The sequence below is a fragment of the Paenarthrobacter sp. NPDC089675 genome (assembly GCF_044749185.1).
Taxonomy (GTDB): Bacteria; Actinomycetota; Actinomycetes; order Actinomycetales; family Micrococcaceae; genus Arthrobacter.
Genome location: NZ_JBIVHM010000005.1, coordinates 179,625 through 203,708, shown reverse-complemented (window position 1 = coordinate 203,708; position 24,084 = coordinate 179,625). Strand labels below are relative to the sequence as shown.

General features: G+C 62.4%; 23 protein-coding genes, 1 tRNA gene and 1 pseudogene. 15 read left to right on the top strand and 10 right to left on the bottom strand.

Annotation, left to right across the window (positions count from 1 at the left end; genetic code table 11):
- Positions 1-85 precede the first annotated feature (85 nt).
- Entirely contained in the window at positions 86-841 is a 756-nt protein-coding gene (locus ACIPY2_RS12945) for a DeoR/GlpR family DNA-binding transcription regulator (protein WP_400266787.1), read from the top strand.
- Positions 838-2,031, top strand: coding sequence for an MFS transporter (locus ACIPY2_RS12940; protein ID WP_400266786.1), 1,194 nt, complete (start codon positions 838-840; stop codon positions 2,029-2,031). Before ACIPY2_RS12945 ends, ACIPY2_RS12940 begins: the two co-directional genes overlap by 4 nt.
- Here ACIPY2_RS12940 and ACIPY2_RS12935 read toward each other — a convergent pair.
- Positions 1,976-2,677, bottom strand: coding sequence for a phosphatase PAP2 family protein (locus ACIPY2_RS12935; RefSeq protein ID WP_400266785.1), 702 nt, complete (start codon positions 2,675-2,677; stop codon positions 1,976-1,978). The genes ACIPY2_RS12940 and ACIPY2_RS12935 overlap by 56 nt on opposite strands.
- Positions 2,678-2,773: 96 nt before the next feature.
- Here ACIPY2_RS12935 and ACIPY2_RS12930 point away from each other — a divergent pair, with 96 nt between their 5' ends.
- The 6 genes from ACIPY2_RS12930 to ACIPY2_RS12905 all read left to right on the top strand — a co-directional run bounded on the left by ACIPY2_RS12930 (position 2,774) and on the right by ACIPY2_RS12905 (position 8,840).
- Complete coding sequence (locus tag ACIPY2_RS12930) at positions 2,774-4,276, top strand: phosphatase PAP2 family protein (protein WP_400266784.1); 1,503 nt, start codon at positions 2,774-2,776, stop codon at positions 4,274-4,276.
- A gap of 151 nt (positions 4,277-4,427) precedes the next feature.
- Positions 4,428-5,372, top strand: coding sequence for an ABC transporter ATP-binding protein (locus tag ACIPY2_RS12925; protein WP_400266783.1), 945 nt, complete (start codon positions 4,428-4,430; stop codon positions 5,370-5,372).
- A gap of 2 nt (positions 5,373-5,374) precedes the next feature.
- Positions 5,375-6,214: an ABC transporter permease gene (locus tag ACIPY2_RS12920; RefSeq protein WP_400266782.1), complete on the top strand. Its 840-nt coding sequence runs from the start codon at positions 5,375-5,377 to the stop codon at positions 6,212-6,214.
- A 19-nt stretch (positions 6,215-6,233) separates the two neighbouring features.
- On the top strand, positions 6,234-7,523 hold the full coding sequence (locus tag ACIPY2_RS12915) for a sensor histidine kinase (RefSeq protein ID WP_400266781.1): 1,290 nt from the start codon (positions 6,234-6,236) through the stop codon (positions 7,521-7,523).
- A 53-nt stretch (positions 7,524-7,576) separates the two neighbouring features.
- Entirely contained in the window at positions 7,577-8,215 is a 639-nt protein-coding gene (locus ACIPY2_RS12910) for a response regulator (protein WP_400266941.1), read from the top strand.
- Between the two features lie 175 nt (positions 8,216-8,390).
- Positions 8,391-8,840: an Lrp/AsnC family transcriptional regulator gene (locus tag ACIPY2_RS12905; RefSeq protein ID WP_400266780.1), complete on the top strand. Its 450-nt coding sequence runs from the start codon at positions 8,391-8,393 to the stop codon at positions 8,838-8,840.
- Here the strand turns inward: ACIPY2_RS12905 and ACIPY2_RS12900 are convergent.
- The 3 genes from ACIPY2_RS12900 to ACIPY2_RS12890 all read right to left on the bottom strand — a co-directional run bounded on the left by ACIPY2_RS12900 (position 8,837) and on the right by ACIPY2_RS12890 (position 12,789).
- Positions 8,837-10,249: an aspartate ammonia-lyase gene (locus tag ACIPY2_RS12900; RefSeq protein WP_400266779.1), complete on the bottom strand. Its 1,413-nt coding sequence runs from the start codon at positions 10,247-10,249 to the stop codon at positions 8,837-8,839. The two genes, ACIPY2_RS12905 and ACIPY2_RS12900, sit on opposite strands and share 4 nt — an antisense overlap.
- Before the next feature lie 94 nt (positions 10,250-10,343).
- Positions 10,344-11,750 (bottom strand): aldehyde dehydrogenase family protein, encoded by a 1,407-nt coding sequence (locus ACIPY2_RS12895; RefSeq protein ID WP_400266778.1) that lies wholly within the window; start codon positions 11,748-11,750, stop codon positions 10,344-10,346.
- Entirely contained in the window at positions 11,743-12,789 is a 1,047-nt protein-coding gene (locus ACIPY2_RS12890; RefSeq protein WP_400266777.1) for a homoserine dehydrogenase, read from the bottom strand. Before ACIPY2_RS12890 ends, ACIPY2_RS12895 begins: the two co-directional genes overlap by 8 nt.
- A gap of 275 nt (positions 12,790-13,064) precedes the next feature.
- Between ACIPY2_RS12890 and ACIPY2_RS12885 the strand changes: the two genes are divergently transcribed.
- From ACIPY2_RS12885 to ACIPY2_RS12875, 3 genes are all read left to right on the top strand, one after another.
- On the top strand, positions 13,065-14,519 hold the full coding sequence (locus ACIPY2_RS12885) for an amino acid permease (protein WP_400266776.1): 1,455 nt from the start codon (positions 13,065-13,067) through the stop codon (positions 14,517-14,519).
- A 77-nt stretch (positions 14,520-14,596) separates the two neighbouring features.
- Positions 14,597-15,751: an alanine racemase gene (gene alr / locus ACIPY2_RS12880; protein WP_400266775.1), complete on the top strand. Its 1,155-nt coding sequence runs from the start codon at positions 14,597-14,599 to the stop codon at positions 15,749-15,751.
- Positions 15,752-15,786: 35 nt separating this feature from the next.
- Positions 15,787-16,557 (top strand): IclR family transcriptional regulator, encoded by a 771-nt coding sequence (locus ACIPY2_RS12875; RefSeq protein WP_400266774.1) that lies wholly within the window; start codon positions 15,787-15,789, stop codon positions 16,555-16,557.
- Here ACIPY2_RS12875 and ACIPY2_RS12870 read toward each other — a convergent pair whose 3' ends face one another.
- Genes ACIPY2_RS12870 through ACIPY2_RS12860 form a run of 3 tightly spaced genes read right to left on the bottom strand, consistent with a single transcriptional unit; the run spans position 16,558 to position 18,587 of the window.
- Complete coding sequence (locus ACIPY2_RS12870) at positions 16,558-17,340, bottom strand: IclR family transcriptional regulator (RefSeq protein ID WP_400266773.1); 783 nt, start codon at positions 17,338-17,340, stop codon at positions 16,558-16,560.
- A 60-nt stretch (positions 17,341-17,400) separates the two neighbouring features.
- On the bottom strand, positions 17,401-18,141 hold the full coding sequence (locus tag ACIPY2_RS12865) for a cyclase family protein (protein WP_400266772.1): 741 nt from the start codon (positions 18,139-18,141) through the stop codon (positions 17,401-17,403).
- Complete coding sequence (locus tag ACIPY2_RS12860) at positions 18,138-18,587, bottom strand: hypothetical protein (RefSeq protein WP_400266771.1); 450 nt, start codon at positions 18,585-18,587, stop codon at positions 18,138-18,140. The genes ACIPY2_RS12865 and ACIPY2_RS12860 overlap by 4 nt, the downstream gene beginning before the upstream one ends.
- A gap of 151 nt (positions 18,588-18,738) precedes the next feature.
- Between ACIPY2_RS12860 and ACIPY2_RS12855 the strand changes: the two are divergent.
- Both ACIPY2_RS12855 and ACIPY2_RS12850 read left to right on the top strand, forming a co-directional pair.
- Positions 18,739-20,045: pseudogene (locus ACIPY2_RS12855) on the top strand (M18 family aminopeptidase).
- A gap of 237 nt (positions 20,046-20,282) precedes the next feature.
- Entirely contained in the window at positions 20,283-21,692 is a 1,410-nt protein-coding gene (locus tag ACIPY2_RS12850; RefSeq protein WP_400266770.1) for an amino acid permease, read from the top strand.
- Between the two features lie 69 nt (positions 21,693-21,761).
- Here ACIPY2_RS12850 and ACIPY2_RS12845 read toward each other — a convergent pair whose 3' ends face one another.
- Both ACIPY2_RS12845 and ACIPY2_RS12840 read right to left on the bottom strand, forming a co-directional pair.
- Positions 21,762-22,199: a hypothetical protein gene (locus tag ACIPY2_RS12845; protein WP_400266769.1), complete on the bottom strand. Its 438-nt coding sequence runs from the start codon at positions 22,197-22,199 to the stop codon at positions 21,762-21,764.
- A 24-nt stretch (positions 22,200-22,223) separates the two neighbouring features.
- Positions 22,224-22,883, bottom strand: a complete 660-nt coding sequence (locus ACIPY2_RS12840) for a DUF1345 domain-containing protein (protein WP_400266768.1) — start codon at positions 22,881-22,883, stop codon at positions 22,224-22,226.
- A 134-nt stretch (positions 22,884-23,017) separates the two neighbouring features.
- Here ACIPY2_RS12840 and ACIPY2_RS12835 point away from each other — a divergent pair.
- A tRNA-Leu gene (locus ACIPY2_RS12835) sits at positions 23,018-23,100 on the top strand.
- A gap of 83 nt (positions 23,101-23,183) precedes the next feature.
- Here ACIPY2_RS12835 and ACIPY2_RS12830 read toward each other — a convergent pair.
- A complete protein-coding gene (locus ACIPY2_RS12830) occupies positions 23,184-23,522 on the bottom strand; it encodes a YnfA family protein (RefSeq protein ID WP_400266767.1) in 339 nt (112 codons plus the stop codon).
- Positions 23,523-23,765: 243 nt separating this feature from the next.
- Here ACIPY2_RS12830 and rpsF point away from each other — a divergent pair, with 243 nt between their 5' ends.
- Positions 23,766-24,071 (top strand): 30S ribosomal protein S6, encoded by a 306-nt coding sequence (rpsF, locus tag ACIPY2_RS12825; protein WP_021473324.1) that lies wholly within the window; start codon positions 23,766-23,768, stop codon positions 24,069-24,071.
- The last annotated feature ends 13 nt before the right edge of the window (positions 24,072-24,084 follow it).

Sequence of the window (24,084 nt, the reverse complement as noted above, 5' to 3'; positions counted from 1 at the left end):
AAGGGGCGGGATGTGAGAGAGCACCGAATGAGCAAATGATCACACTTGATGATTAAATGCTCACTCGCTTGTTAGGCTGGGAAATATGGGAACCACCGACCGCCACCGCCTCATCGGCGAGCTGCTGCGCAACCGCGAGGAAGTCACCGTTGATGAATTGGTAGCCGAATGCGGCGCTTCCGGGGCTACCATCCGCAGGGACCTGGAGATCCTGGCCGCAAACGGAGTACTGAGACGCGTCCACGGAGGGGCCCGGAGCCTCGTAGCCCGGGGAGAAAATGCCGGGTACGGCCAACGCGAACTCGAAGACCGTGAGCCCAAGCTAAGGATCGCCGCCGCTGTGGACAACCTCCTTCGGGACCGTGAGCACGTATGGCTGGACAGCGGATCGACAGCCACGGCGATCGCGCAGCGGCTGTCCAAGCGCGAACTGACCCTCATGCCGATGTCATTGCACGGCGTGGCAGCCTTGGCCGGAGGAAGGCCGGAACTCATCCTTCCGGGCGGCCGGCTCATCGCCGGTGAACAATCGTTCCGCGGACCCATGGCCGAGGCCAACATCCGGTCCCTGCGCTTCGATACCGCCGTAGTGACCCCCTGCGCACTCAATCTCAGGGACGGACTCCTGGCCCACGACCTCGAAGATGCTGCCGTGAAACGCGCGGGCCTCGAATCGGCGTCGAGAGTCATCGTTGCCGGTTCAGCCAGCAAGTGGAATGCCAGTGCCATCGCCTTGGTTGCCGCAATGGACACCGTGGACGTCATCGTCACGGACCTCAAGCCATCCCCCGAAGATCTCGCCAGACTCAACGAACTCTCTGTGGAAGTTGTGATTGCATGACCACCAGCACCCGAACCGTATCTAACGTCAATGCCGCCGCAATCGCCACTTTCCTCGTCTTCGGGATGAACGGTTTGGTTTTCGCCAGCTGGGCCGCCCGTATCCCGGCCGTCACCGAGGCCCTTAGCCTCACCTCCGGTCAGATGGGCACCCTGCTGCTTTGTACCGCCGTCGGATCTTTGCTGGCACTGCCCTCGGCCGGTTGGGTAGTAGGCAGGATCGGGACGGCCAACACCGTCCGCCTGGCCGGCCTGGTAGCCGGCGGCGCCGGGACAGCCATTGCCTTTTCGCTGATGGCTGCATCCGTCCCGGCCGCTGCCGCGTCGCTGTTCTTCTTCGGCATCGGAATAGGCCTGTGGGACGTGGCCCAGAACATCGAGGGCGCAGACGTTGAGCACCGTCTCAAACGGACTATCATGCCGCAGTTCCATGCCGCCTTCAGCGGCGGTGCATTCCTGGGCGCACTGATTGGTGCCGGCCTTTCGCAGCTCGGCGTCGGGTTGCCGGAGCACCTGTTGGTCATCGCCGCCATCGCCGTGGCCGTGGCACTGACTGCGCCGCGGTTCTTCCTGCCGCATCTGGCCGGTACTGCGGAAACGCCCGACGGCGGCCCTGAAGGGAAGAAGGGTCCGTCGGCTTGGCGGGACGGCAGAACGCTGCTTATCGGCGTCGTGGTTTTGGGCGCGACCCTCACCGAAGGCGCCGGGAACGATTGGATCGCTAAAGCGGCGGTGGACGGCTTAGGATCCTCCGAGGCCACCGGCGCCCTGCTGTTCGCCCTGTTCGTCGCGGCGATGACGGCCATGCGCTTCATCGGCGGCAAGGCTATCGACAGGTTCGGGCGCGTGACTGTGCTGCGTGCCAGCATGGCGGCGGCCGCTGCCGGCCTCGGCCTATTTGTTCTTGCTGACAACGTAGTCCTCGCGGCTATCGGTGCCGCACTGTGGGGTGTGGGTGCAGCGCTGGCCTTCCCCATGGGCATGTCCGCGGCCGCAGACGACCCCCAGCATGCTGCTGCCCGAGTGTCCGTAGTTTCGACCATCGGCTACATCGCTTTCCTGGCCGGCCCTCCGCTCTTGGGCTACCTCGGCGATCACACCGGGATCCACAATGCACTCCTGGCCATCGGAGCGCCTATTCTTGTGGCGCTTCTCCTTGCCGGTGTCGCGAAGCCCCTGCCCGCCAAATAGGAGCATTGCCACGTTCATTCTCGCGAATGCATACGTTCCGGAAGGGCCACCAAACCAGTAGGACGACCCCGGCCGCGAGACAGAAGGCCCCGATCACGTCGCTGAGCCAGTGCGCGGACAAGTAAGTTCGGCTGACCATCATGGCCACAATCCCCGCCAAGGCAACGAGCCGGCTCCAATACCGGCCCAACAACAGCACCATGATCACCAGAAAGGTGGTGGTGGCGGATACATGCCCTGAAGGGTATGAACCGGTGTCCGTGAGGACCTTGGCGCCCTCGGGCCGGTGCCTGCCCACTGCGGCTTTGGCCAACTGCGTGAGGCCCAGTGCGGTGAGGCTGGCAACTGCAGCAAACAGGGATGTCCAGGGACGACGCCAAAGCAACAGGACCACCACCAGTACACCCTGCAGGATCAACATCCCCACGTAGCCGACCCAGTTGAGGACAGTGTTCACCTGGTCCCAGAACGGCGAGTGGAGCGTATAGACGTATGCCTGCCACATGGTGTCCAGGCCGTTGAAGGCAGGATCGCCTTGATTGGCGATGAGCAGGACAGCGGGCACCAGGAACCCGGCCAAAAGCAGCCCGGCAGGGGTGACGATTTGCCACGCAGGACGTGGTCGCGGTTGCAGGAGGCGGACCATCCACTCATGGTAGCCAGCCAACGGTGGAGCCCCTTGGAACGCGCCTTGTCCGGAGAGCCGCGGCCCAAGTCCAGGCAACAGCGATACTGTGGTCTGATGCGAGGCTTCCTGCGTAAAGGCCCCAAACACGTGCAAAGGTTCGATCACTACCTGCTCCGGGCAGTGTCACGCCAGCCACAGGGCGACTACGACCATTTCTTCCGCTTGCTCTCCGCCTCCGCAACCAAGGGCAAGTTGTGGTTCGGCGTGGCCGGCGTCATGGCGACCGTTCCCGGCAAGCCTCGCCGGGCGGCGCTCCATGGACTGCTCGCACTGGGCGTGGCGTCCGCTGTAACCAACCTCGTCTTTAAGACCCTCCTGCCTCGGGCAAGGCCCTTGCCGGAGCACCTCCCCGTATTCCGTTTTGTGAATCCCCAGCCCCAGAGCTCATCCATGCCTTCGGGACATTCCGCGTCGGCCGCGGCATTCGCTGTGGGCGCGGGTATGGTCTCCCCGTCCATAGGACTGGCCCTGGCCCCGGTCGCGGCGGGAGTTGCATACTCGAGGGTTCATACAGGCGCCCACTGGCCCTCCGACGTGGTTTTCGGATCAGCGCTTGGTGCGGGAGCGGCTCTGCTGACCAGGAAGTGGTGGCCCGCCAGGCCTCCTGAGCCCAAGCCGCGCAGGACTCCTGCCGAAGTTCCGGCTGTGGTCGACGGCGAAGGGTTGAGTATCGCCGTCAACGCCCTTGGCGGTTCATATACGCCTGAGACCGGTGACCTGCTCAAGGAAGTGTTCCCCAAGGCGTATATTCACGAGATTGCCGAGGGTGAGGACGTGGCCGGGGAGATCCAAGCGGCTGCCACCCGCCCAGGGACCGTTGCCCTTGGTGTGTGGGGCGGCGACGGGACGGTAGGCACGGCGGCGGCTGCCGCCGTCGAGCATTCACTTCCCTTGTTGGTCCTGCCGGGCGGGACGCTGAACCACTTTGCCCGGGACCTCGGCATCGGATCCATCGACGACGCGCTGGAGGCGTTGGCCAACGGCCTGGGCGCCGCGGTGGATCTTGGCGGGGTGGTGGTCCAGCGTGGATTGCCGGACATGCCCGAGACCCTGGAACTGGCCATGCTGAACACAGCAAGCGTCGGCGTCTACCCCAACCTGGTACGCCGTCGGGAGCGCCTGCAGCCGGCCATGGGGAAACCGTTGGCAGGTTTGGTGGCCTCGTTGCGCACCTTCGCGGTGAACTCCCCCACCACACTCACCGTGGACGGGGTGAGGCACAAACTCTGGATCTTGTATCTGGGACGTGGACGTTATTACCCCAGCGACCACGCACCGATCCGTCGCCCGGTGCTGGACGACGGCGTGTTTGACCTTCGGATGATTTCCGCGGATGAGCCCTTCGCACGCGCACGGCTGCTGTGGGCCGTGGTGACCGGAACTGTGACGGCTTCCAAAGTGACCCATCTGTCGGAGGCAACTTCGGTGACGGTGGAGGCCATCGGCCAACCGTTGGTGCTTGCTGTGGATGGAGAGCCAAAACCGGGCGTGCGAAGTGCCGAATTTTCCGTCAGGCCCCACGAGCTGAAGGTCTATTCTCCGCTTCCTGTTGAGTAGCCCAACGCCTCAGGGTCATCCGGGAGGACTACCCTGACCTAGCCCTGAATCATCCCTGGGACAGGCGAATTCCTTCCCCTTGGTGAGTAGCGTTTTAACTACATTCACAACTCATCTGCACGGACATGTGCTCAGGGAGGGGAACGCTTCCATGATTGAAGCAAAGGGCCTGACTAAGGTCTACGGTGAGAAAACCGCCGTCGGAGGGGTCAGTTTTGCGGTTCAGGCCGGAAGGGTGACCGGTTTCCTCGGGCCCAACGGCGCCGGCAAGTCAACAACGATGCGCATGATCATGGGTCTGGACACCCCTTCATCAGGTTCCGTGACGGTCAACGGTGTGCCGTTCGCCAAGCATGTCGCTCCACTCCGCGAGATCGGTGCGCTGCTTGACGCTAAAGCGGTGCACACTAGCCGCACGGCCTACAACCACTTGCTGGCCATGGCTGCTACGCACAGCATTCCCAAGAGCCGCGTCCGCGAGGTCATTGAGATGACCGGGCTCGGGGAGGTCGCCAAGAAGAAGGTGAAGGGATTCTCGCTCGGAATGGGTCAACGGCTGGGCATTGCCGCAGCGTTGTTGGGCGACCCGCAGACCATCATTCTGGATGAGCCTGTGAACGGACTTGATCCGGAAGGCGTTGTCTGGGTCCGCAACCTGGTCAAGTACCTGGCTTCCGAGGGTCGTACGGTCTTCCTGTCCAGCCACCTCATGAGTGAGATGGCACTGACTGCGGACCACCTCATTGTGATCGGTCGCGGCAAGATCATCGCTGACGCCCCAATCGCGGAAATCATCACGGGCAAGGGACAGTCGCGCACGCGGGTGCGGACGGATTCGCCGGAACAGCTCATGCAGCTTTTGGCCGGCCCGGGCGTTTCGGTTGAGTTGCACGAGCGTGAGCTGCTGGAGGTTTCCGGCTTGGATCCCCGTGCCATTGCCCGCACTGCCTTGGACAACCAGGTCATGGTCTACGAACTCACTCCCCTCCAGGCCAGCCTGGAAGAGGCGTACATGGAACTGACCAAGGACGAGGTTGAGTACCACTCCCACATCACTGCCGGTACGTCGGTTCCCGCCCAGGCTGGAGGAAAGTAGACATGAGCACAGCAACTTTGGACCGCAAGGCCGTTGGTCCCGGACCGGCATTCCACCGCGTTCTCAACTCCGAGTTCATCAAATTCCGCACGCTCCTCTCCACGCTGATTCTCCTCGCCTCCACTGCCTTAGTAATGGTGGGATTCGCCGCACTTTCCGCGTGGGGTACAGGGCAGTTCTCTGAACAGGCGTCACGGGATCCCCAGGCCGCGGCCGCCATGGCGGCACAGGGGGGAGACCTCGCGGTCACCATCCCCACATCGGGCATCTCCTTTGCCCAGCTGATCCTCGGTTCCCTTGGCGTCCTGCTCATGAGCTCCGAGTTCACCACCGGCATGGCCCGTTCCACCTTCGCCGCGGTGCCGAAGAGGCTTTCGCCTTTCCTTGCCAAGCTGATTGTTGTGATGGTGAGCGCTTTCCTCCTCACCGCACTCTCCACGTACATCGCTGGACTCGTGTCGCTGCCGATCGTGGACAACTACAACCTCAAGCTGGACCTGGGCAGCTCGCAGTCGGTCAAGCTTCTCTTGGTCAACAGCATCTATGTGGCTGCAGTAGCGGCCATCGGCATGGCTTTGGGAACCATCGTGCGGAACTCTGCCGGCGGCATCATGAGCCTCGTTGGGCTGTTCTTCGTGGCGCCGATCGCCTTCCAGCTCATTCCGGGCGACTTCTTCAAGGAAGCTCGAAAGTTCCTGCCCACCAACACCATCAGTCCAATGACCGCTGTGGAACACGTACCGGAGACCTTGGAAGCGTGGCAGGCCGGCCTGGTTCTCGCAGCCTGGGTCGTGGTCCCCGTGGCTTTGGCCATGTTCCTGCTCAAGAAGCGGGACGTCTAAGCGGTCTAGGCTCTGATCCATGACTGAAGCTCCACAGGCGAGGGACGCGTCGGCCACTGCGGCGGACGCGTCCTTCGCTGAGATCACCCGGCGCCGACGCGGCCGGGTCCGGCGGTATTTCTTTGAACACCCCAGGGCCATGGACCTGGTGGTGGTCCTTTGCTACCTGCTCCTGGCGTTGCCCACCATTATCCCGTCGATCATTGAAGGCAAGTGGCCGGCGGCGCTCCTGCTGGTCATCATCGCCACCGTCCTGTATTTCAGGCGACGGTACCCTCTGCAGGTTGTCATCGCCGTCGCCCTTCTTGAAGTCTCGGCGACCATCCTCAACCCTTGGGGCTCCAACGTTTCGGCGGGTTTGTGGTTCGCCCTCTATGCGGTGGCTGTTGCCAGGAAGCGCCTCTTTGCGCTTGTGGTCTTCGTCGCTGCCAGCCTTCCGCTGAGCCTGCTGTATCTGTTCATGTGGACCAGCCCCAGCAACATGGACAACTTGCAGGACGTCCCCGAAAACTTCCACCTCATCAACAACATCGCCACTTCCGTGACCATCATGTTGTCCAACTTGCTGGCTACGGGCATCGGCATCTCGGTCCGGCAGCGACGCGAGCACGAGGCCGAAATTGCCGCTTGGGCGGCCCGCACCACCCAGTTGGGCAAGGTTACGGAGCGCAACAGGATCGCCCGCGAAATGCACGACGTCGTGGCGCACTCTTTGACGGTCATGATCAGTTTGTCCGATGGCGCCGCAGTTGTGGTCAAGAAGGATCCGGAACGCGCCGGAGATGTTCTGAATGAGCTCTCCCGGACGGGCAGGACGGCGCTGGCCGACATGCGTCGCGTCCTTGGGGTCCTGCGCGACGACTCCGGACGTCCCGCGCCCCTGGCACCCCTCGAATCCGGGCACAACCTTGCCAAACTCCTGGACGGTTTCAGGACGGCCGGCCTGCCTCTGCACTACGCCCACACGGGTCCCGCGTTGCCTGCGGATCCGGCCTTCGCGCTCACTGTTTACAGGATTGTCCAGGAGTCCCTGACGAACGTTCTGCGCTACGGAAGGTCGCTGAGCCGGGTGGATGTGCAGGTGACCCGGAACGGGGACCTGGTCACCATTGAGGTGCTCGACGACGGCCGCGGAACCCGGGATGCGGGCGTGGATTCCGCGGGCAGCCTCGGCACGGGGCAAGGCATCGCGGGGATGCGTGAACGTGCGGGAATCTATGCTGGAACCGTAAACGCCGGACCGGGCAAACGGGGTGGCTGGACCGTCCACGCGGAGCTCCACTGGAACGGTGAAAAGGGGGAGAAGTGACAGGCCAAAGCCTCATAAGAATCCTGCTGGTGGATGACCAGCCGTTGCTGCGGATGGGCTTCCGGCTCATTTTGGAAGGCGAAGAAGACTTCACAGTGGTGGGGGAAGCCTCCGACGGTGCCGAGGCAGTCCGGCTGGTTGGCGAGTTGCGGCCGGACGTCGTGCTCATGGATGTCCGGATGCCCGTCATGGACGGGATCGAAGCGACGCGCCGGGTCTCGTCATCCGGGTCTGAGGCCAGGGTCATCATCCTCACCACGTTCGACCTCGACGAGTACGCTTTCTCCGGGTTGCAGGCGGGCGCTTCGGCGTTCCTGCTCAAGGACGTGGCCCCTGCCGAGCTGGTTCATGCCGTGAGGCTGGTTGCCAGCGGCGATGCCGTGGTTGCTCCCCGTGTAACCCAGCGGCTCCTGGAAACGTACGTCAGGGGAGCTCAGGTTCCGGGGCAGGCCCCGGTGCCGCATCGGGACCCGCTGCTGGACGAGCTGACTCCCCGTGAGACGGAAATCCTCACCGCCATTGCGGAAGGCCTCTCGAACGCGGAGATTGCCCACAAGTTTTTCTTGTCCGAGGCCACGGTGAAGACCCACGTGCGCAGGATACTCAGCAAACTCCAATTGCGTGACCGCGTACAGGTGGTGGTGTACGCCTACGAAACGGGACTGGTTGTGCCGAGCAACCCGGACTACTGACGCGCAGCCCGGCTCCTGATTCAGTTCGGAGGAGGACGCAGGAGGCCAGGACAAACGAGCCCCCGCCAAGAAAGTGGCCTTCGACATGGGGAAGTATCATTTTGTTCCTGGGCCTATCGGTCAAGGCAGGCATTCCGGCCCTGCCGTGTTTGCTTGTTTGCTATGGAAGGGACGCATGGATCGGGCGGGCCTGGACGGTATTGATCAAAGCATCCTTGCGGAACTCACCCGGAATGCCCGGGTTCCGCACGCTGTGTTGGCCAGCAAGGTGATGCTGTCAAGGAATGCGGTGCGCCAGCGCATCGAGCGGATGGAGCGGCAAGGCTATATCCAGGGATATACCGTTGTGGCAGGTGAAGAGGGGGGCGATTCCGTCTCTGCCTTCCTCATGGTCTATCGCAAGGACCGAATGCGTGGAGCCGACGTCCTGGCTGCCCTTCGGGCCATACCTGAGGTGGTCCTCTGCGATGTCCTCAGCGGCGATTTTGACTTGATCGTCCGTGTCGAAGCCCGGACGCTGGGTAGGGTCCAGGAAATTTGGGAAGAAATAGCAGCGATTCCTGGCGTTGCGGACACCGTCACCGCGATGACCCTGTCCAACGTGATCCGTCGGCGCTCGGTTTAGCGGGCGTTCGAGCTGGAGGAAACGTGCGGTAGGCCGACTGCGTCTTCCAGGATGGTTCGCGCCGCGTCCGGCTCCAGCAGCCCCAAGGCCGTGATGGCCTGCAGTACCGGCGTATTGTCGCGGAGCGCAAGCTTGGCCACGGAGGCCGCTGCCGAGTATCCGATGGCCGGGATGAACGCGGTAGCCACGCCGGCCGAGCTGGCTACTCGCGCGCTCAACAAAGCCTCGTTTGCCTCAATTCCCTCCACACAGTGGGTTCGCAGCACCCGCGCACCGTTGGTCAACCAGGAAAGCCCTTGGAGCAGCACGTGGCCGATGACCGGTTCGAAGGCGTTGAGCTGGAGCTGGCCGTTGTCCGCGGCCATGGTGACGGTGGTATCTGCGCCCGCAATGGCAAAGGCAATTTGGTTCAGAGTCTCCGGAATGACCGGATTGACTTTACCGGGCATGATCGAGGACCCTGCCTGTCTTGGGGGCAGCCTTAGCTCATCCAAACCGTTTTGCGGTCCGCTGGAGAGCAGCCTGAGATCGCTGCTGATTTTGGAGATCTTAACGGCCGAGCGTTTGAGCATCCCGGAGAGATGCATAAAGACACCAACATCGGGGGTTGCCTCCAGCAGGTTTTCTGCCGGGACCAGCTGCAGCCCGGAGATGTCCGCAAGGACATCAACCACTTGTTCACGGTAACCAGGCTCTGCCGTGATTCCTGTCCCCACTGCGGTTGCACCGAGGCTGCACTCCATCATCAAAGAGGCAGATTCCCGCAGCCGGCGCCTGTCTTCCCGAATCGTAGTGGCAAAGGCGCGGAACTCTTGGCCGAGGCTCATCGGTACGGCGTCCTGTAGCTGAGTGCGTCCCATTTTCAGGATGTGGCCGAACGCGTCGCCCTTGTCCTGGAAAGCCTTGGCAAGGCATTCGAGTTCGCGGCACAGTTCCTGTACGGCGGTGACCATCGCCAGCTTAAGAGCCGTGGGATAGACGTCGTTGGTGGATTGGCAGCGGTTGACGTGGTCGATGGGATGCAGGTGGTGATAGCTTCCGCGCGGGTGTCCGAGCGACTCCAGGGCAACGTTGGCTATCACTTCATTGGCGTTCATGTTCGTACTGGTGCCGGCACCTCCTTGGATCACGTCCACGCAAAACTGATCCCTGAACTTTCCAGCCGCCACGGCCTGGCAGGCCGAGCTGATGGCCCGGGAGGTATCGGGACCAACGGCGCCTATATGGCCGTTGGTTACTGCTGCCGCCCGCTTTACCATCGCCAATGCCGTGACGAGCTCCGGGTGCCGAGACAAAGGGATTCCGCTGATGGGAAAGTTGTCCAAGGCGCGGGCGGTATGCGCACCCCAGTATGCATCTGCCGGTACTTTGATGTGCCCGAGGGAATCATTTTCTACGCGGTATTCCATGTGCCAGGTTTCCTTACGGCTTGTTGCTTGGGTCGGTTCACGGGCAGCGGACGGGGGTGGTGCGCCATCGCCGACGCACCACGCTCCGCAGCCTTCAGTTCTTGATGCAGATGACCTTGGGCTGGGTCATCTCTTCGTAGGCGAAACGCACACCTTCGCGTCCCAGGCTTCCGTATTTGGAGCCACCAAAAGGCATGCCGTCAAAGCGGTAATCGGAGGAGTCGTTGATCATCACGCCTCCTGCGTGGAGCTTTTTGGCAGCTTCCATGGCAACGCCAAGCGATGAAGTGAAGATCCCGGCGTGGAGGCTGAAGTCGATGGCGTTCGCAACGTCCAGGGCTTCAGTAAGCGACCCGAACGGCCTCAGCATGACCAGCGGACCAAACACCTCTTCTTTCCACAAGCGGCTGTCCTCGGGAACGTTTTCCAAGACGGTTGGCTGGACGAGGTTCCCGGACCGGCCGTTCCCGGTCAGAACAACGGCGGCATCCTCAACGGCCAGGTTGATCTTGGCGAAGAGTTCATCCGCCGCTTTAGCTGTGATCATTGGGCCCACATCGGTCAGCTCGTCATCCGGGTCACCCACTATGAGGCGCGCGGTTTGGGCCAGGAACCGCTCTTTGAAGTCCTGGTAGTGGGAGGCGTGCACCAGGATACGCTGGACCCCTACGCAGTTCTGCCCAGCCGCCCAAAAGGCGCCGGACACGCACGAGTCCACTGCCTTTTCCACATCAGCGTCGTCCATGACCAGCACGGGGGCGTTTCCGCCGAGGTCCATGGCAAGCTTTTTGAGCCCTGCCGTTTTCGCAATGTTCTCGCCGGTGGAGAACCCTCCCGTGAAGGAGACCATGCGGACGTCCGGCGCTGCCAGGATCTTTTGCGCTACTTCGCGGCCCCCGTGGATGAGGGTCAGGGCGGCTTCCGGCAACCCCGCTTCCCACAGGGTTTCGGCCAGAAGCTGCGCAGACAGCGGTGTCAGGGCAGAGGGTTTAAGCACGACGGCGTTACCTCCTGCGATGGCGGGCCCCACCTTGTGGGCCACCAGGTTAAGGGGATCATTGAACGGCGTGATGGCCATGATGATGCCCAAGGGTTCGCGGGAGAACCAGCCGTGACGGTCCTCTGACCCCTCGTAGGCGTCAAACGGTATGACTTCACCGGCATTGCGGCGTGCTTCGGCAGCGGACAACCTGAGCGTATTGATCGCCCGCAGTACTTCCTTTCGGGCCTGGCGTATGGTCTTGCCGGACTCGGCGACGATAGTCCGGGCAAAGACCTCATTCCGCTCCTCGATGGACTGGGCTGCCTTTTCCAGGATCTTTCCCCGTGCGTCCCTTGAGAGGTCTGCGGATGCGCGGGCGCCGAAGCGGGCTGTGGCAAGTACCTGTTCGGCCTCTTCGGGATCAGTGAGCTGGATGGCTCCTACTATCCGTTGGTCGAAGGGGCTCGTGACCTCCTGCAGGGACGCGGGCACGGACAGTTCAGCGACGCTCTCAGACATGGGTGGCAACTTTCTTGGCAGCGTGCATTGCGATGATGTCCGAAAGGAGGGCATAAGCGGTCTCCACCCGTCCGGCGCCGGGTCCCGATACCGTCACGGGTCCCAGCAGGTCCGTGCTGAAGGAGACGGCGTTGGTGGCTCCGGAGATGCCGGCCAGCCCGTGGTCCAAAGGCAACGCCATGGGCTTGACCGAGGCTTCCACCGTGCCGTCGGGGTTCTTCCTGGCGGATCCGATCAGCTTCCAGCGCCGACCTTCCGAGGAGGCCTGTGCAATGTCCTCGGGTGTGACGGAAGATATGCCTTCCCGGGCTACGTCCTGCAGGGTAATGCCGGCTCCCAGGAGTTCGTTCGCAAGGATCAGCACCTTGAGTTGCACGTCGAAGCCTTCGATGTCCGCTGAGGGGTTGGCCTCCGCGTAGCCGAGTTGCTGCGCCTCGCCGATGGCGGCATCCAAGTCCAGGCCGGCTTCCATGCGGCCGAGCACGTAGTTGCTGGTGCCGTTCAGGATGCCTTCAAAGCCGTCCAGTGACAGTCCGGTGAACATCTGCTTGGCGAGGCGGATAACCGGAGTTCCACTCATGACGGCACCTTCGAATTCGAATCGGGCGCCGTTCGCTTCGGCGAGCTCCGCCAGTTCCGGCCCCCGGAGTGCTACGGGGCCCTTGTTGGTGGTGCAGACGCTCTTTCCGGACTCGAGTGCCCACCTGACGTGGGATACGGCCGGCTCTCCGTCCTCCGGGTTGGTGAATGTCGCCTCGCAGATGATGTTTGCCGTGCAGTTGCGAATGACCGCTTCATTGTTGGTGTCCTCGGATCCGCCATGAGCGGCGAAGGACTCGCCCTGGCCTAGGTTGAGGGCCATGTGGAGGTCGATTCCTTCAGGTTTCACCAGTGAGCCGAGCCGAAGGTCCGTGATTGCAACGATCCTCAGGCCGAATCCCAACCCGGTACGCAGTTCATCTCCGCGGCTGTGGATGATCTCCGCGAGCGTTCGGTTGACTCCGCCGAAGCCGATCAGTGCGAGGTCGTAGGTTGTCATGATGCTCCTTTTGGGGTGGGGGGTGATGAGTCAATCCTCAGGCCGGTCCGCGTCAGTGGCGCCATGCCGATTCGGCCGGGAACGTTGTCATTCTGACCATTCGGCGGTCATTTTGATGCGTGATGGCTGATAACAAGACGTTCGTTATAGACATTCACAATTGTTTTTAATGACGATTGGGGGGTCCTTTGTGTTACCTTCATCACTAGCGGTCCCGTAGGGCATCCCGGGACCCCCGCTCCCTCTTCAGCATCAGCCATCGACCGGAGAACCACATGGAATCTTCAACACCCTTGCAGTTGGACCACCCGTCCACCCCAACACCCCCCGCCCCAGACGCCTCTGCCCAAAGCGGACTCCGTCGATCTATGGGCTCCCGGCACTTGGTGATGATCGCCATGGGAGGAGTCATTGGTTCGGGACTGTTCCTTAGTTCCGGCTACACCATCTCCCAGGCTGGCCCCTTGGGCGCCGTCATTGCCTATTTGATCGGCGCCTTCGTGGTGTACCTGGTGATGGCATGCCTGGGTGAGCTCGCCATCGCCTACCCCGTGTCGGGGGCTTTCCACATCTACGCCTCCCGTTCCATCGGCCCGGCCACGGGATTTGCAACGGCCTGGCTGTACTGGCTCTGCTGGGCCGTTGCCATCGGATCGGAATTTACCGCTTCGGGTCTTCTGATGCAGCGGTGGTTTCCCGATGTTGAGGTTTGGGTCTGGTGCTTGGTCTTCGCCGCAGTCCTCTTCGGCTTCAACGCCATCTCGTCAAAGTTCTTCGGTGAGTCGGAGTTCTGGTTCGCGATCATCAAGGTGGGGGCCATCATTGGCTTGATCGTGCTGGGCGGCGCCGCCCTGTTCGGTTTCCATCCAATGTCGGAATCGGGCAGCCACCCCTTCCTCTTCGAGAACTTCAGCACCTCATCCGGCTTGTTCCCCAACGGCTTTACAGGCGTCCTGGTCACCGCACTTGCTGTTTTCTATGCGTTTTCAGGTTCTGAACTCATTGGCGTCGCGGCCGGCGAAACAGCCGATCCCTCGCGCAACATCCCCAAGGCAATGCGCAGCACGGTCATCCGGCTGCTGATCTTCTTTGTGGGAGCCATCGCGGTGATTGCGGCAACTGTCCCGTATGACCAAGTGGGCCTGGATGAGAGCCCGTTCGTCACGGTCTTCTCCTCCGTGGGCATCCCGTTCGCTGCGGACATCATGAACTTCGTCATCATCACGGCGCTGCTTTCCGCCGGAAACAGTGGACTGTTCTCCTGTGCCCGGATGCTGTATTCACTCGCCGACGAGGGCCACGCTCCCCAGGCGTTCAAGCGGCTCACCCGTCGCGGCATCCCCCTCATCGCGTTGTCAGTCAGCATGCTGGGTGGCCTTGCATCCCTCATCAGCAGCGTGGCCGCCCCGGAAACTGTCTACCTGGCCTTGGTATCCGTGGCTGGTTTCGCCGTGGTTGGGGTTTGGATGTCCATCACTGCCTCCCATTTCTTCCACCGCAGGGCGTTCGTAAAGAACGGCGGCCGCGTGAAGGACTTGGCGTACAAGGCTCCGTTCTTCCCGCTGGTCCCCATCCTGGCTTTCTCCCTGTGCCTGGTTTCGCTTGTCGGCATCGCCCTGGACCCGTCGCAGATCGCTGCCCTGTACTTCGGGATTCCCTTCGTCGCCGCGTGCTACCTGTTCTTCCACTTCCGGTACGGGCGCAGGGCGCGTGAAGACCGAACGGCCTGATTCTGCTCCACCCGCCAAGCTCCACGGCCGGGCACTGTTGCCCGGCCGTGGAGCCGTGTAACTCGAAGGAAACCCACATGGCGCAGCTTGTTGCCTCTGCGGTCCGCACCGAAGACCTTTCCAGTTGGCTGGAGATCGATGGTGCCGCGTTCGAGTCCAACATCCGCGAAGTAGGGAGCCTGTTGCAGGACAGTGCGAGTGTTTGCGCTGTCATCAAGTCAGACGCATACGGGCATGGGGCGGATTTGCTGATGCCGGCCTTGGTTGATTCCGGAGTCCCGTATATAGGCGTTGGTACCAACAGGGAGGCCTGGATTGCGCGAAGCCACGGATATACCGGGAAGCTGCTGCGGGTGCGGGCTGCCGCTCCGCAGGAGATAGCCGCAGCGCTGGAATACGGGATTGAAGAGCTGGTTGCCGATCCGCAAAGCGCGTGGGAGATCAGTCGCATCGCCGCTGCCGCCGGCAGAAGGCTGCGCGTGCACCTGGATATCAATTCCTCAGGAATCAGCCGGCATAGCCTGGACGTCTCTTCAGCTCTTGGAAGGGCCAGTGCCGTGGCAATCCTGAGCCACCCCCAGCTGGAACCGGCAGGCATCATGACGCACTTTCCGCTCGATGATGTCAGCCATATCGAGGCTGGAGTGGCCCGCTTCATCGAAGACGCAACGTCCATCCTGCGCGCTGCGAATGTGCCGCGTGAACAAGTTCTCCTGCACGCCGCGAATTCATTCGCCACGCTCAATGTCCGGTCGTCCTGGCTGGATATGGTGCGGATCGGGGCCCTGCTTTACGGTGATTCCGATCCGCGTCATCCCAACTACCAGCGCTGCCTGGCCTTCAAGGCCCGCATTGGCTCGGTGAACAGCTATCCGGCCGGAAGCAAGATCGGTTACGGCCACACCCACACGCTGTCGGTCGCATCAAGGCTGGCCACAGTTACCGCCGGATACGGTGACGGTTACAGGCGGGCCCTGGGCAGGGGCGGCAATGTCCTCCTGCGGGGTTCCCGGATGCCTGTTGTGGATGCGATATCGATGAATTCCATGGTTGTGGATGTCTCTTCCCTCCAGGATGTTCGTCCGGGCGAGGAAGTGGTCTTGTTTGGCCGCCAGGGTGATGCGGAAATCACCTCACTGGAGCTGGAGTCCGCCAACCGCGGCATCCTCGCCGACCTGTACACGGTTTGGGCCAAGGACTCACGCATCCTTACGTCCGGCGCGAACATGTGAGAATGGCGTGAGCGTCGGAGGAAGGAACCTGATCCGTGGATGTGTCACCGGAGGCCTCGTCCTTGGCCCAAGGCCTGCGATTGGTACGGCTGGTGGCGGACCGGGAAAAGCAGGGACGGCAATTGCTTGGCGTTTCGCAGCTCGCCGCAGAGCTGGATATGGAACAAAGCCGGGTATCGAGGCTGTCCCAGGAGCTCTGCGACCTTGGATTGTTGGAGCGTGAGGATCGGGGCCCGTTCAGGGTTGGCAGGCGGTTTTTTGCCCTGGCCGGTTCCCTCAACAACGGTTGGGTCCATGACGCGCGGGCAGAGCTTGAAGAACTGGTGTCTGACTTCGGGTTGCGGGCACGACTTTCAGTTCGGGACGGAGTCCGGGTGGTCCTCCTGCGTTCATCGAGCAACAATGCGGCGTTGGGTGGCTTTGCCAAGCCCGGGATGGTTACGCCGGTTTGGTGTACCGGGGCGGGCAGGGCGCTGTTGTGGGACCACAGCGGCAGCCAGGTCGAGTCGCTGTTGGGGCAGGTCAACTTCATCGGCGTTGGCGGGCCATCGGCTGCGCATTCCCCGGCTGAGGTGATTGACCTGATGGCGCGCGACAGGCCTTCTGGCTATGTCCTCGCAGACGAGGAGTATGAGCACGACGTCTGGGAGTTGGCAGTCCCTGTCCGTTCGCCCCGAGGGGAGATCCTCGCAGCGCTCAGCGTGCTGGGCAACAGGCAACGCGCGGAGAAGAATGTGGCGGCGATCGTCGATGCCCTTCAATCCGCTTCGCGACGTCTTGGTTCCTCCGGGAGCCCTTCCAGCTAGCTAGCTCGCGGCGGTCGGATCCGACGCCGTTCCCCCTACCCTGGCTTCGAGCCAGTCCCGCCACGAGTTGAGCGCCAGGGCGTGGCTTTCACGCAGGGGTTCCAGCCTGGACTTGGGTCCAACGATTTGCAGCGCGGCGGCGACTTCTCCCTTGAAGTCCCTGATGGGCGCCGAAAGTGAGTAGAGCCCGGGCTCTGCCTCTTCGTCCACGATTGAGTATCCACGCGTGCGTGCCTCCTCGAGGCGGCCCACGAATTCGTCCACGGAAGCGGGAGTGTTGGGACCGTGACGGACGAAGTCCACGTTCTGGAAAATCCTCCGGATTTCGTCGTCCGGTGCGTCCCAGAGGAGTGCCTGGCCGGCATCGCTGCAGTAGGCGGGGTAGGGGCGGCCGAGCCACGAGCCCACCAGGTCGGCATTGGCCGGGACATGCTCGGCAATCGTCACGGTGCTGTTGCCGCTCAGCACGCCAAGGAAGCAGGCCTCGTTCGTCTCGGTGGCCAGTCCTTCCAAGGCCGTGAGACCGTCAGTCCTGAGCCGTTGCTCGGTAACCAGCTGGGCATCGGTCAGAAACGACCAGTCCAGGCGGTAGGCCCGGTCCCCGCTTCGGGCCAGGAACCCCTCTTGGAGGGCCCCTTTCAGGCTTCGCGACACCTGGCTGCGGTCTTTTTCCAGGCGGGCCGCGACTTCGGCGACAGTACCGCCGTCGTGCCCTTCGGCGTGACGCTCGCCGACGGCGATGATGGCCATCATGCCGCGGCCCATGCTGGAGGTCTTTGACATTTCTTGATTCTAGCCAGCGACGCCGGCTCGCCGGGACGCCCGCGACGGCGGCACTCCGCGTTAGTGGATTGCGAACACGCGCGCGGGGAAGCCGCTTCCGCCCTGGGGCTTGGCCCACGTGGCAACCACTGCTGCTCCTGATTCGGGAAGGAGGTCCAGGTTGGCGAGCAATTCGATCTGCCATTTGTCGCTCGCCAGGATGTACGTCTCCAGGCTGAAGTCCTGACGCGATGTGGCAAGGCCGGGGTCGGTATCGGTCTGTTCGTGCCCGACGGCGGCGATCTTGCGTTCCTCAACGAGGAACTCGAGGACTTCCCTTGACCATCCGGGTGTGTGGCTGATGCCGTCGGCATCGCGGTTGGCCATTGCTTCGGGATCGGGCCAGCGCCGGCTCCATCCCGTACGCAGGGCAACGAAGGATCCGGCGGGAAGCGTGCCGTTGCGGTCTTCCCAGTCGGCGAGATCGGCAAGGGCCGGCGTGGCATCCGGGTCGGTGGCTGCCCGGCTGCTGATATCCAGGACCGCCAGGGGAAGGATCATCTCCTCGACGGGCAGCTGGTCGATCGTGCGGCCACCTCGAATGAAGTGCGACGGCGGATCCACGTGGGTGCCCCACTGGCCGACGATCGAATAGCGGTGGGCCGTGAAGCCGTCACCGTTTTCCATGTCGAAGAGGGCTTCCCGTTGCTCGTCAGGGAAGGCGGCGAAATGCGGCTGTCCCGGGTGGAAGGCGTGGGTGAGGTCCGTGTACGTCCTTGAGGAGAGCAGTGGAGCCAACTGTTCCCAGAGCGGCGCTTTCATGAGGCGATCCTTTCTTCCGCAATCCGTGCAACCTCACCGCAGGAGACGCTGAGCGGTCCTGATACTTCGATGACCGGCACCTCCCATGGGTGGATCTCGACGATCTTCCTGACCAACCGCCGGACATCGTCCTCATTCAATGCGGCGTCGAAGTACGTGGTGAACACAAAAGTGGGCGAGATGGTGCGCTGGCCGACGTTGCCCAGCGTGGGGTTGGCACCTTCGGCGACGGTGAAACCCTCGAATCCCGCCGAGGATTCGAAGACATGGTGGTAGTTTCCGAATCCGCCCAGTTCGGGAGCGGTTTTCAGCGCATCCAGAAGGCGGGCAATTCCGGCGTCGGCTTCCAAAGCGCTGAGCTCGCCGCGGCCCAGCCGGGTCATTGTCTCTACCGGGATGGGCCAGTGGATGCGGAGCTTCCGGACGGATTTGAGTTCGATGTTCACAGGCGATTCCTTGCTCGAGGTGGGTGCGAGAAACATCCTGACATAGAGTGATGAGCATTACAAGCATATATAAATGCTCATAACGCACGATATCGTACGAAGTGGCACACAGGCGGCTTGCGTCATTGAGCCCGCCGCTAGACTCGGGGGCATGCCTTCCAATGCATCCGCAGCGATAGACCACATCCAGGACCTCGGCGCGTACGTATCAGCCTCGCCGTCAAGCTTCCATGCCGTCCATGAGGCTGCGCGCAGGCTGGATGCTGCGGGATTTAGGGCGCTGGATGAGCGTGAACCCTGGGACGGTGGCGCCGGCAACTTCTATGTCATACGCGACGGCGCCCTGATCGCCTGGGTTACTCCGGAGGGCGCAGGTGCCACCACGGGATTCAATATCCTTGGCGCGCGCACACCGACTCGCCGTCCTTCAAGCTCAAGCCCAAACCCACCACGGGAAAGTTCGGATGGCTGCAGGCCGGCGTCGAGGTTTACGGTGGACCGCTGCTGAACTCCTGGCTGGACCGGGAGCTGCAGCTCGCTGGCAGGTTGGTGATGCGCGATGGCACGCAGCATTTGACGGCCACGGGCCCGCTCCTGCGCTTTCCCCAATTGGCCATCCACTTGGACAGGGCGGTCAACGAGGGCCTCACGCTTTCCAAGCAGCAGCACATGAACCCGATCTTTGGCCTGGGCGACCCCGCCGGGGAAGACCTGCTTGGTTTGCTCGCCTCGCGGGTCGCGGGCGTCGAGGTGAACGCTGCGGAGATCGGAGGATACGACGTCGTTGTGGCAGACACGCAGGCGCCGGCGGTTTTCGGAGCCAACAGTGAGTTCTTCGCGTCGGGTCGTTTGGACAACTTGTCCTCCACGCACGCCGGGTTGGTTGCGCTGATTGCCCACGCCGCTGTTGCCCCAAGCGAGGGACCCGTTGCCGTCCTCGCCGCGTTCGACCATGAAGAGATTGGCTCAAACTCGCGATCAGGCGCTTGCGGACCCATTCTCGAAGACATCCTGACCCGCATCTCCGACGGCCTTGGCGCTTCGGTGGGTGAGCGACGGCAGGCCCTCTCGGCGTCGTTCTGCGTTTCCGCGGATGCCGGCCATGCTGTCCACCCCAATTACGCCGAGCGGCACGATCCTGCCAACCGCCCGTTGCTCAACAACGGGCCGTTGCTCAAGATCAACGCCAACCAGCGTTACGCCACCGATGCCACCGGCGCGGCGTTCTGGGCGCGCTTGTGTGCGGAGTCCGATGTTCCTTATCAGGAGTTCGTCTCCAACAACGACATCCCTTGCGGCTCTACCATTGGTCCGCTGACCGCCACTCGTTTGGGAATCCGGACAGTGGATGTCGGCGTCCCGTTGCTGTCCATGCACTCCGCGAGGGAGCTCTGCGGAGTGAAGGATCCGCACTACCTGGCGACGGTCGTAGAGCTGTTCTTCCGCTCGTCGTTGTAACGCAGGTCACGGCCTAAAGCATCAAAGATTCATTTCAAGTGCGTTTCGAAAGTAACTGACAGTAAACTTCTGATGCTTTTGGCAATACATTTTGTGCATCGTCCCTTTTTTGGCGAGGCCAGAATGTACATGCGCACAGGAATTCAGCGATCTCCGGTGGCTAATGTGGGAACGCCAAGTGGCCCACGGCACATCCGCCTAGGGCCTAATCCAAAACACTAAGGACGGCGCCGATCCATGCACGCTGACCAACAACTTTCAAAGTCGCTGAAGCCGCGGCACCTGTCCATGATCGCCATCGCCGGCGTCATTGGGGCCGGCCTGTTCGTGGGTTCCGGTGCCGCTATCCAGCAGGCGGGACCCGGCATCCTCCTGGCGTACCTGGCAGCCGGACTGGTGGTCATCCTGGTAATGCGGATGCTCGGCGAAATGGCCGCGGCAAACCCTGAAACCGGCTCGTTCTCCACCTACGCGGACAAGGCTCTCGGCAGGTGGGCCGGCTTCAGCATCGGTTGGATGTACGCGTGGTTCTGGATCATCGTGCTCGGCATCGAGGCGACGGCGGGTGCGGCGATCATGCACCGTTGGATCCCGGGCGTCGACCAGTGGATCTGGGCCCTGGTCCTCATGGTCCTGCTGACGCTCACCAACCTTGGCTCCGTGAAGTCGTACGGCGAGTTCGAGTTCTGGTTCGCTTCCATCAAGGTGGCGGCAATCGTCATCTTCCTGCTGGCAGGAATCGCTGCCATCCTGGGCCTCATCCCCGGCGTCCCGGCGCCGGGCGTCACGAACCTGCTCGACCAGGGAGGCTTCCTGCCCAGCGGCCCCGGCGCGGTGCTGGCCGGCATCCTCGTTGTGGTCTTCTCATTCTTCGGGGCAGAGATCGCAACCATCGCCGCCGGTGAATCCGCCAACCCCGTGGATGCGGTGAAGAAGGCCGTAAAGTCCACTGTCTGGCGCATCCTCATCTTCTACATCGGCTCCATCGCCATCGTCGTGACGCTCCTGCCGTGGAACAGCGCCTCCGTGGCCAAGAGCCCGTACGTGGCCGTCATCGAGTTGTACGGCATTCCGGGCGCAGGCACCATCATGGACATCGTGGTCCTGACCTCGGTGCTCTCCTGCCTGAACTCAGGTCTCTACACCGCCAGCCGCATGCTGTTCTCCCTCTCCCAGCGTGGTGACGCACCCAGGTCTTGGACGAAAATCTCCAAGCGCGGCGTCCCGGCCGCGGCGGTCCTCGCTTCCACCGTGGTGGGCTTCATTACCGTGGGCCTGAACTACATCGCCCCGGACACGGTGTTCCTCTTCCTCGTCAACACGTCCGGCGCGATCGCACTGTTCGTCTGGCTGGTCATCGCCACCTCGCAGCTGATTCTTCGCCGGCGCATGGGTGCGGCCGCCAACGATCTCCAGTTGAAGATGTGGTTTTTCCCGTACCTCACCTGGATCTCCATTGCGAGCATCGTGGCGCTCATCATCGGAATGGTGATCCTGGAATCCACCCGCGAATCCCTGTTCCTCTCGCTCGCCCTCGCAGCCGTCGTGGTGGGCATCGGCGTCCTGCGGTACCGACGGAAGGGTGCTGCCCGGCCGGCCGAAGCGGAAGGCGAGCCTGCGCAGGTAGGTTCCGGTCCGGCGTCGTAAACGCTTCTTTGCTTCGGGGCAGCTGCCGTCAGAGTACGACGGCGGTTGCCCCGCCTGCATTTAACACCCCTACGGCACGGCCACGGGAAGGTAGGATACCGGGCCCGGGCATTGCGAACCCGGAGCCGGAGCCTGATTGGCCGTGGGTATTTCGAATACCGCGTCACGTTGCCGCTTGCCGGCTTCTTTGACGACAACCCGGATTCGGGCCACGGCCCCCGGCCTGGGCGCATTGGCTGTTGTTGTGGCGTCCTGCGCCGGGAGGAACGGAGGTTCCTGCGGCACCAGCCAGCGGCCGTCCTTGTTTTGTTGCACCGGGTGCGGCTGGCAGTCGTCACCGAAACAGGCCTGGACCCGGGTGGGAACAGTGGCGATTTTCAGTTCGACAGGACCGGTGTCCGTGTTGCCTGGCTGGGGGCAGGATTTGGACTGGCTCGTCGCAAACCATGCCAGTCCGACGACGACCGCGGCGAGAACTGCTGCGAGCACAATCAGCCGGGGCTTCATGCCCAGTAGCCTACTCAGTGAGCGCTACTGGGCCAGACCAATCACCAAATTTATGGTCGCCGCCAGGACCACTGTGCCGAACAGGTAGGAAAGCAGGCTGTGCTTGAGCGCTTCGGCCCGTATCCGGTGGTTCTCCAGGTTGGTATCCGAGACCTGGTAGGTCATCCCGAGGCTCGTGGCCAGGTAGGCGAAGTCCGTGTACTGGGGCGGTCTTTTCTGGTTGAAACTGATGCCTCCCGCCGCACCTCCCGCATCCGGATCGGGGCTGTAGTAGAGCTCCGCGTAGCGCAGCGTGAACAGCGTCTGCACCAGCATCCACGAAAGGGCCACGCAACCCAAGGCCAAGGCGGCCGAGTTCAACCGCGCCGCGGTATCGTCCGCATGGGAATTGACGATCACTGCGGCGACGGCCGCGAGGCTGCCCAGGTTGGCGATGAGGATCAGCAGATCAGTTACCCCGCGCGAAGGATCCTCGGAGGTCGCGTGTACCTTTGTCTGGTCCGGACCCATGCGGGCTATGGCAAGCCAGATCCAGGACACATAGATGAAGGCAACAACTGCCCAGGCCACGGCCGGGGCGTCCACCCAGTTCCCTGTGGACCCCGTAACGGCTGCTGCAATGACACCGGCAACAACCATGACCCCGAAACGCAGCCGGCTGCGCCTGACTCTCTGCGACTCCATGGGGTCAACCCTAGCGGCTGCTGTCTGGCGATCCTTCGAGGTGCCTGCAGGCGGAATGAACACATTGGCCCATCCCGTGCTAATGTCTTTGACGCTGTTACGGAGAAAAAGGAAACCGATTCTCCGATCACCCTGCGCGGGTGGCGGAATGGCAGACGCGCTAGCTTGAGGTGCTAGTCCTCGAAAGGGGGTGGGGGTTCAAGTCCCCCTCCGCGCACAGGAAACCCCTGGAAGATCGCTTGGTCTTCCAGGGGTTTTGTTGTTCCCGGGGCTGGCTGCGCGCCGTGCGCGGACGACTGCCTAGCTTCCCGTGCGCGGCGCGAACATGATGACGCCAACGCCCACAATGCAGATCACGGCGCCAATGACGTCCCAACGGTCCGGGCGGAAGCCGTCCACCAGCATTCCCCACGCGAGGGACCCTGCGATGAACACGCCGCCGTAGGCTGCAAGGACCCTGCCGAAGTGGGCGTCAGGTTGGAACGCGGCGAAGAAACCGTAGATGCCCAGGGCCACGATCCCCAGTCCCGCCCACCACCAGGCCTTGCCTTCGCGGACGGCTTGCCAGATGAGCCAGGCGCCTCCGATCTCCGCAATGGCGGCAAGGATAAAGAGGATTGTGGACTTGAGGATGGTCATGGTCCAAGTATTCACCGTGCTCAAAGCGCCGGGATGGAGTCGTTTTCCACATACGCCATCCCGGCGGTTTCAGCACGGTACGCCGCCGAATAGCTTTGAGTGCGGGAGATGCACTAAGATATTGAAGTCTGTGCTGCGCCCTCCTTCCGAATCTTCGGCGGGGGAGCGATGCACAGCATCGCAAATGAACCTCCTGTTACGGAAATACCGTAACCGCTTAGCCCAAAGGAGGTGGGTTCACATATGCGTCCTTACGAATTGATGGTAATCATCGACCCCGAGGTCGAAGAGCGTACCGTAGAGCCGTCGCTTCAGAAGTTCCTGAATGTCATCACCACCGATGGTGGAACCATCGAGAAGGTTGACATCTGGGGCCGTCGCCGCCTGGCATACGACATCAAGAAGAAGTCCGAAGGTATCTACGCAGTGGTGAACTTCACCGCTGAGCCGGCTACCGCCAAGGAACTTGACCGCCAGCTGTCTCTCAACGAGACGATCATGCGCACCAAGATCATCCGCCCCGAAGACCAGAAGGTTGTTGCTGAGTAATCAGCCGCTTCAA

What these genes read in the sequence shown, in the direction of transcription:
- ACIPY2_RS12870 (WP_400266773.1), bottom strand. Translation starts at nt 17,340, where the DNA reads ATGTCAAAGACCTCCAGCATGGGCCGCGGCATGATGGCCATCATCGCC.
- ACIPY2_RS12890 (WP_400266777.1), bottom strand. Translation starts at nt 12,789, where the DNA reads ATGACAACCTACGACCTCGCACTGATCGGCTTCGGCGGAGTCAACCGA.
- ACIPY2_RS12830 (WP_400266767.1), bottom strand. Translation starts at nt 23,522, where the DNA reads ATGACCATCCTCAAGTCCACAATCCTCTTTATCCTTGCCGCCATTGCG.
- ACIPY2_RS12935 (WP_400266785.1), bottom strand. Translation starts at nt 2,677, where the DNA reads ATGGTCCGCCTCCTGCAACCGCGACCACGTCCTGCGTGGCAAATCGTC.
- ACIPY2_RS12905 (WP_400266780.1), top strand. Translation starts at nt 8,391, where the DNA reads ATGGATCGGGCGGGCCTGGACGGTATTGATCAAAGCATCCTTGCGGAA.
- alr (WP_400266775.1), top strand. Translation starts at nt 14,597, where the DNA reads ATGGCGCAGCTTGTTGCCTCTGCGGTCCGCACCGAAGACCTTTCCAGT.
- ACIPY2_RS12940 (WP_400266786.1), top strand. Translation starts at nt 838, where the DNA reads ATGACCACCAGCACCCGAACCGTATCTAACGTCAATGCCGCCGCAATC.
- ACIPY2_RS12885 (WP_400266776.1), top strand. Translation starts at nt 13,065, where the DNA reads ATGGAATCTTCAACACCCTTGCAGTTGGACCACCCGTCCACCCCAACA.
- ACIPY2_RS12930 (WP_400266784.1), top strand. Translation starts at nt 2,774, where the DNA reads ATGCGAGGCTTCCTGCGTAAAGGCCCCAAACACGTGCAAAGGTTCGAT.
- ACIPY2_RS12845 (WP_400266769.1), bottom strand. Translation starts at nt 22,199, where the DNA reads ATGAAGCCCCGGCTGATTGTGCTCGCAGCAGTTCTCGCCGCGGTCGTC.
- ACIPY2_RS12900 (WP_400266779.1), bottom strand. Translation starts at nt 10,249, where the DNA reads ATGGAATACCGCGTAGAAAATGATTCCCTCGGGCACATCAAAGTACCG.
- ACIPY2_RS12920 (WP_400266782.1), top strand. Translation starts at nt 5,375, where the DNA reads ATGAGCACAGCAACTTTGGACCGCAAGGCCGTTGGTCCCGGACCGGCA.
- ACIPY2_RS12915 (WP_400266781.1), top strand. Translation starts at nt 6,234, where the DNA reads ATGACTGAAGCTCCACAGGCGAGGGACGCGTCGGCCACTGCGGCGGAC.
- rpsF (WP_021473324.1), top strand. Translation starts at nt 23,766, where the DNA reads ATGCGTCCTTACGAATTGATGGTAATCATCGACCCCGAGGTCGAAGAG.
- ACIPY2_RS12895 (WP_400266778.1), bottom strand. Translation starts at nt 11,750, where the DNA reads ATGTCTGAGAGCGTCGCTGAACTGTCCGTGCCCGCGTCCCTGCAGGAG.
- ACIPY2_RS12910 (WP_400266941.1), top strand. Translation starts at nt 7,577, where the DNA reads ATGGGCTTCCGGCTCATTTTGGAAGGCGAAGAAGACTTCACAGTGGTG.
- ACIPY2_RS12840 (WP_400266768.1), bottom strand. Translation starts at nt 22,883, where the DNA reads ATGGAGTCGCAGAGAGTCAGGCGCAGCCGGCTGCGTTTCGGGGTCATG.
- ACIPY2_RS12925 (WP_400266783.1), top strand. Translation starts at nt 4,428, where the DNA reads ATGATTGAAGCAAAGGGCCTGACTAAGGTCTACGGTGAGAAAACCGCC.
- ACIPY2_RS12945 (WP_400266787.1), top strand. Translation starts at nt 86, where the DNA reads ATGGGAACCACCGACCGCCACCGCCTCATCGGCGAGCTGCTGCGCAAC.
- ACIPY2_RS12865 (WP_400266772.1), bottom strand. Translation starts at nt 18,141, where the DNA reads ATGAAAGCGCCGCTCTGGGAACAGTTGGCTCCACTGCTCTCCTCAAGG.
- ACIPY2_RS12850 (WP_400266770.1), top strand. Translation starts at nt 20,283, where the DNA reads ATGCACGCTGACCAACAACTTTCAAAGTCGCTGAAGCCGCGGCACCTG.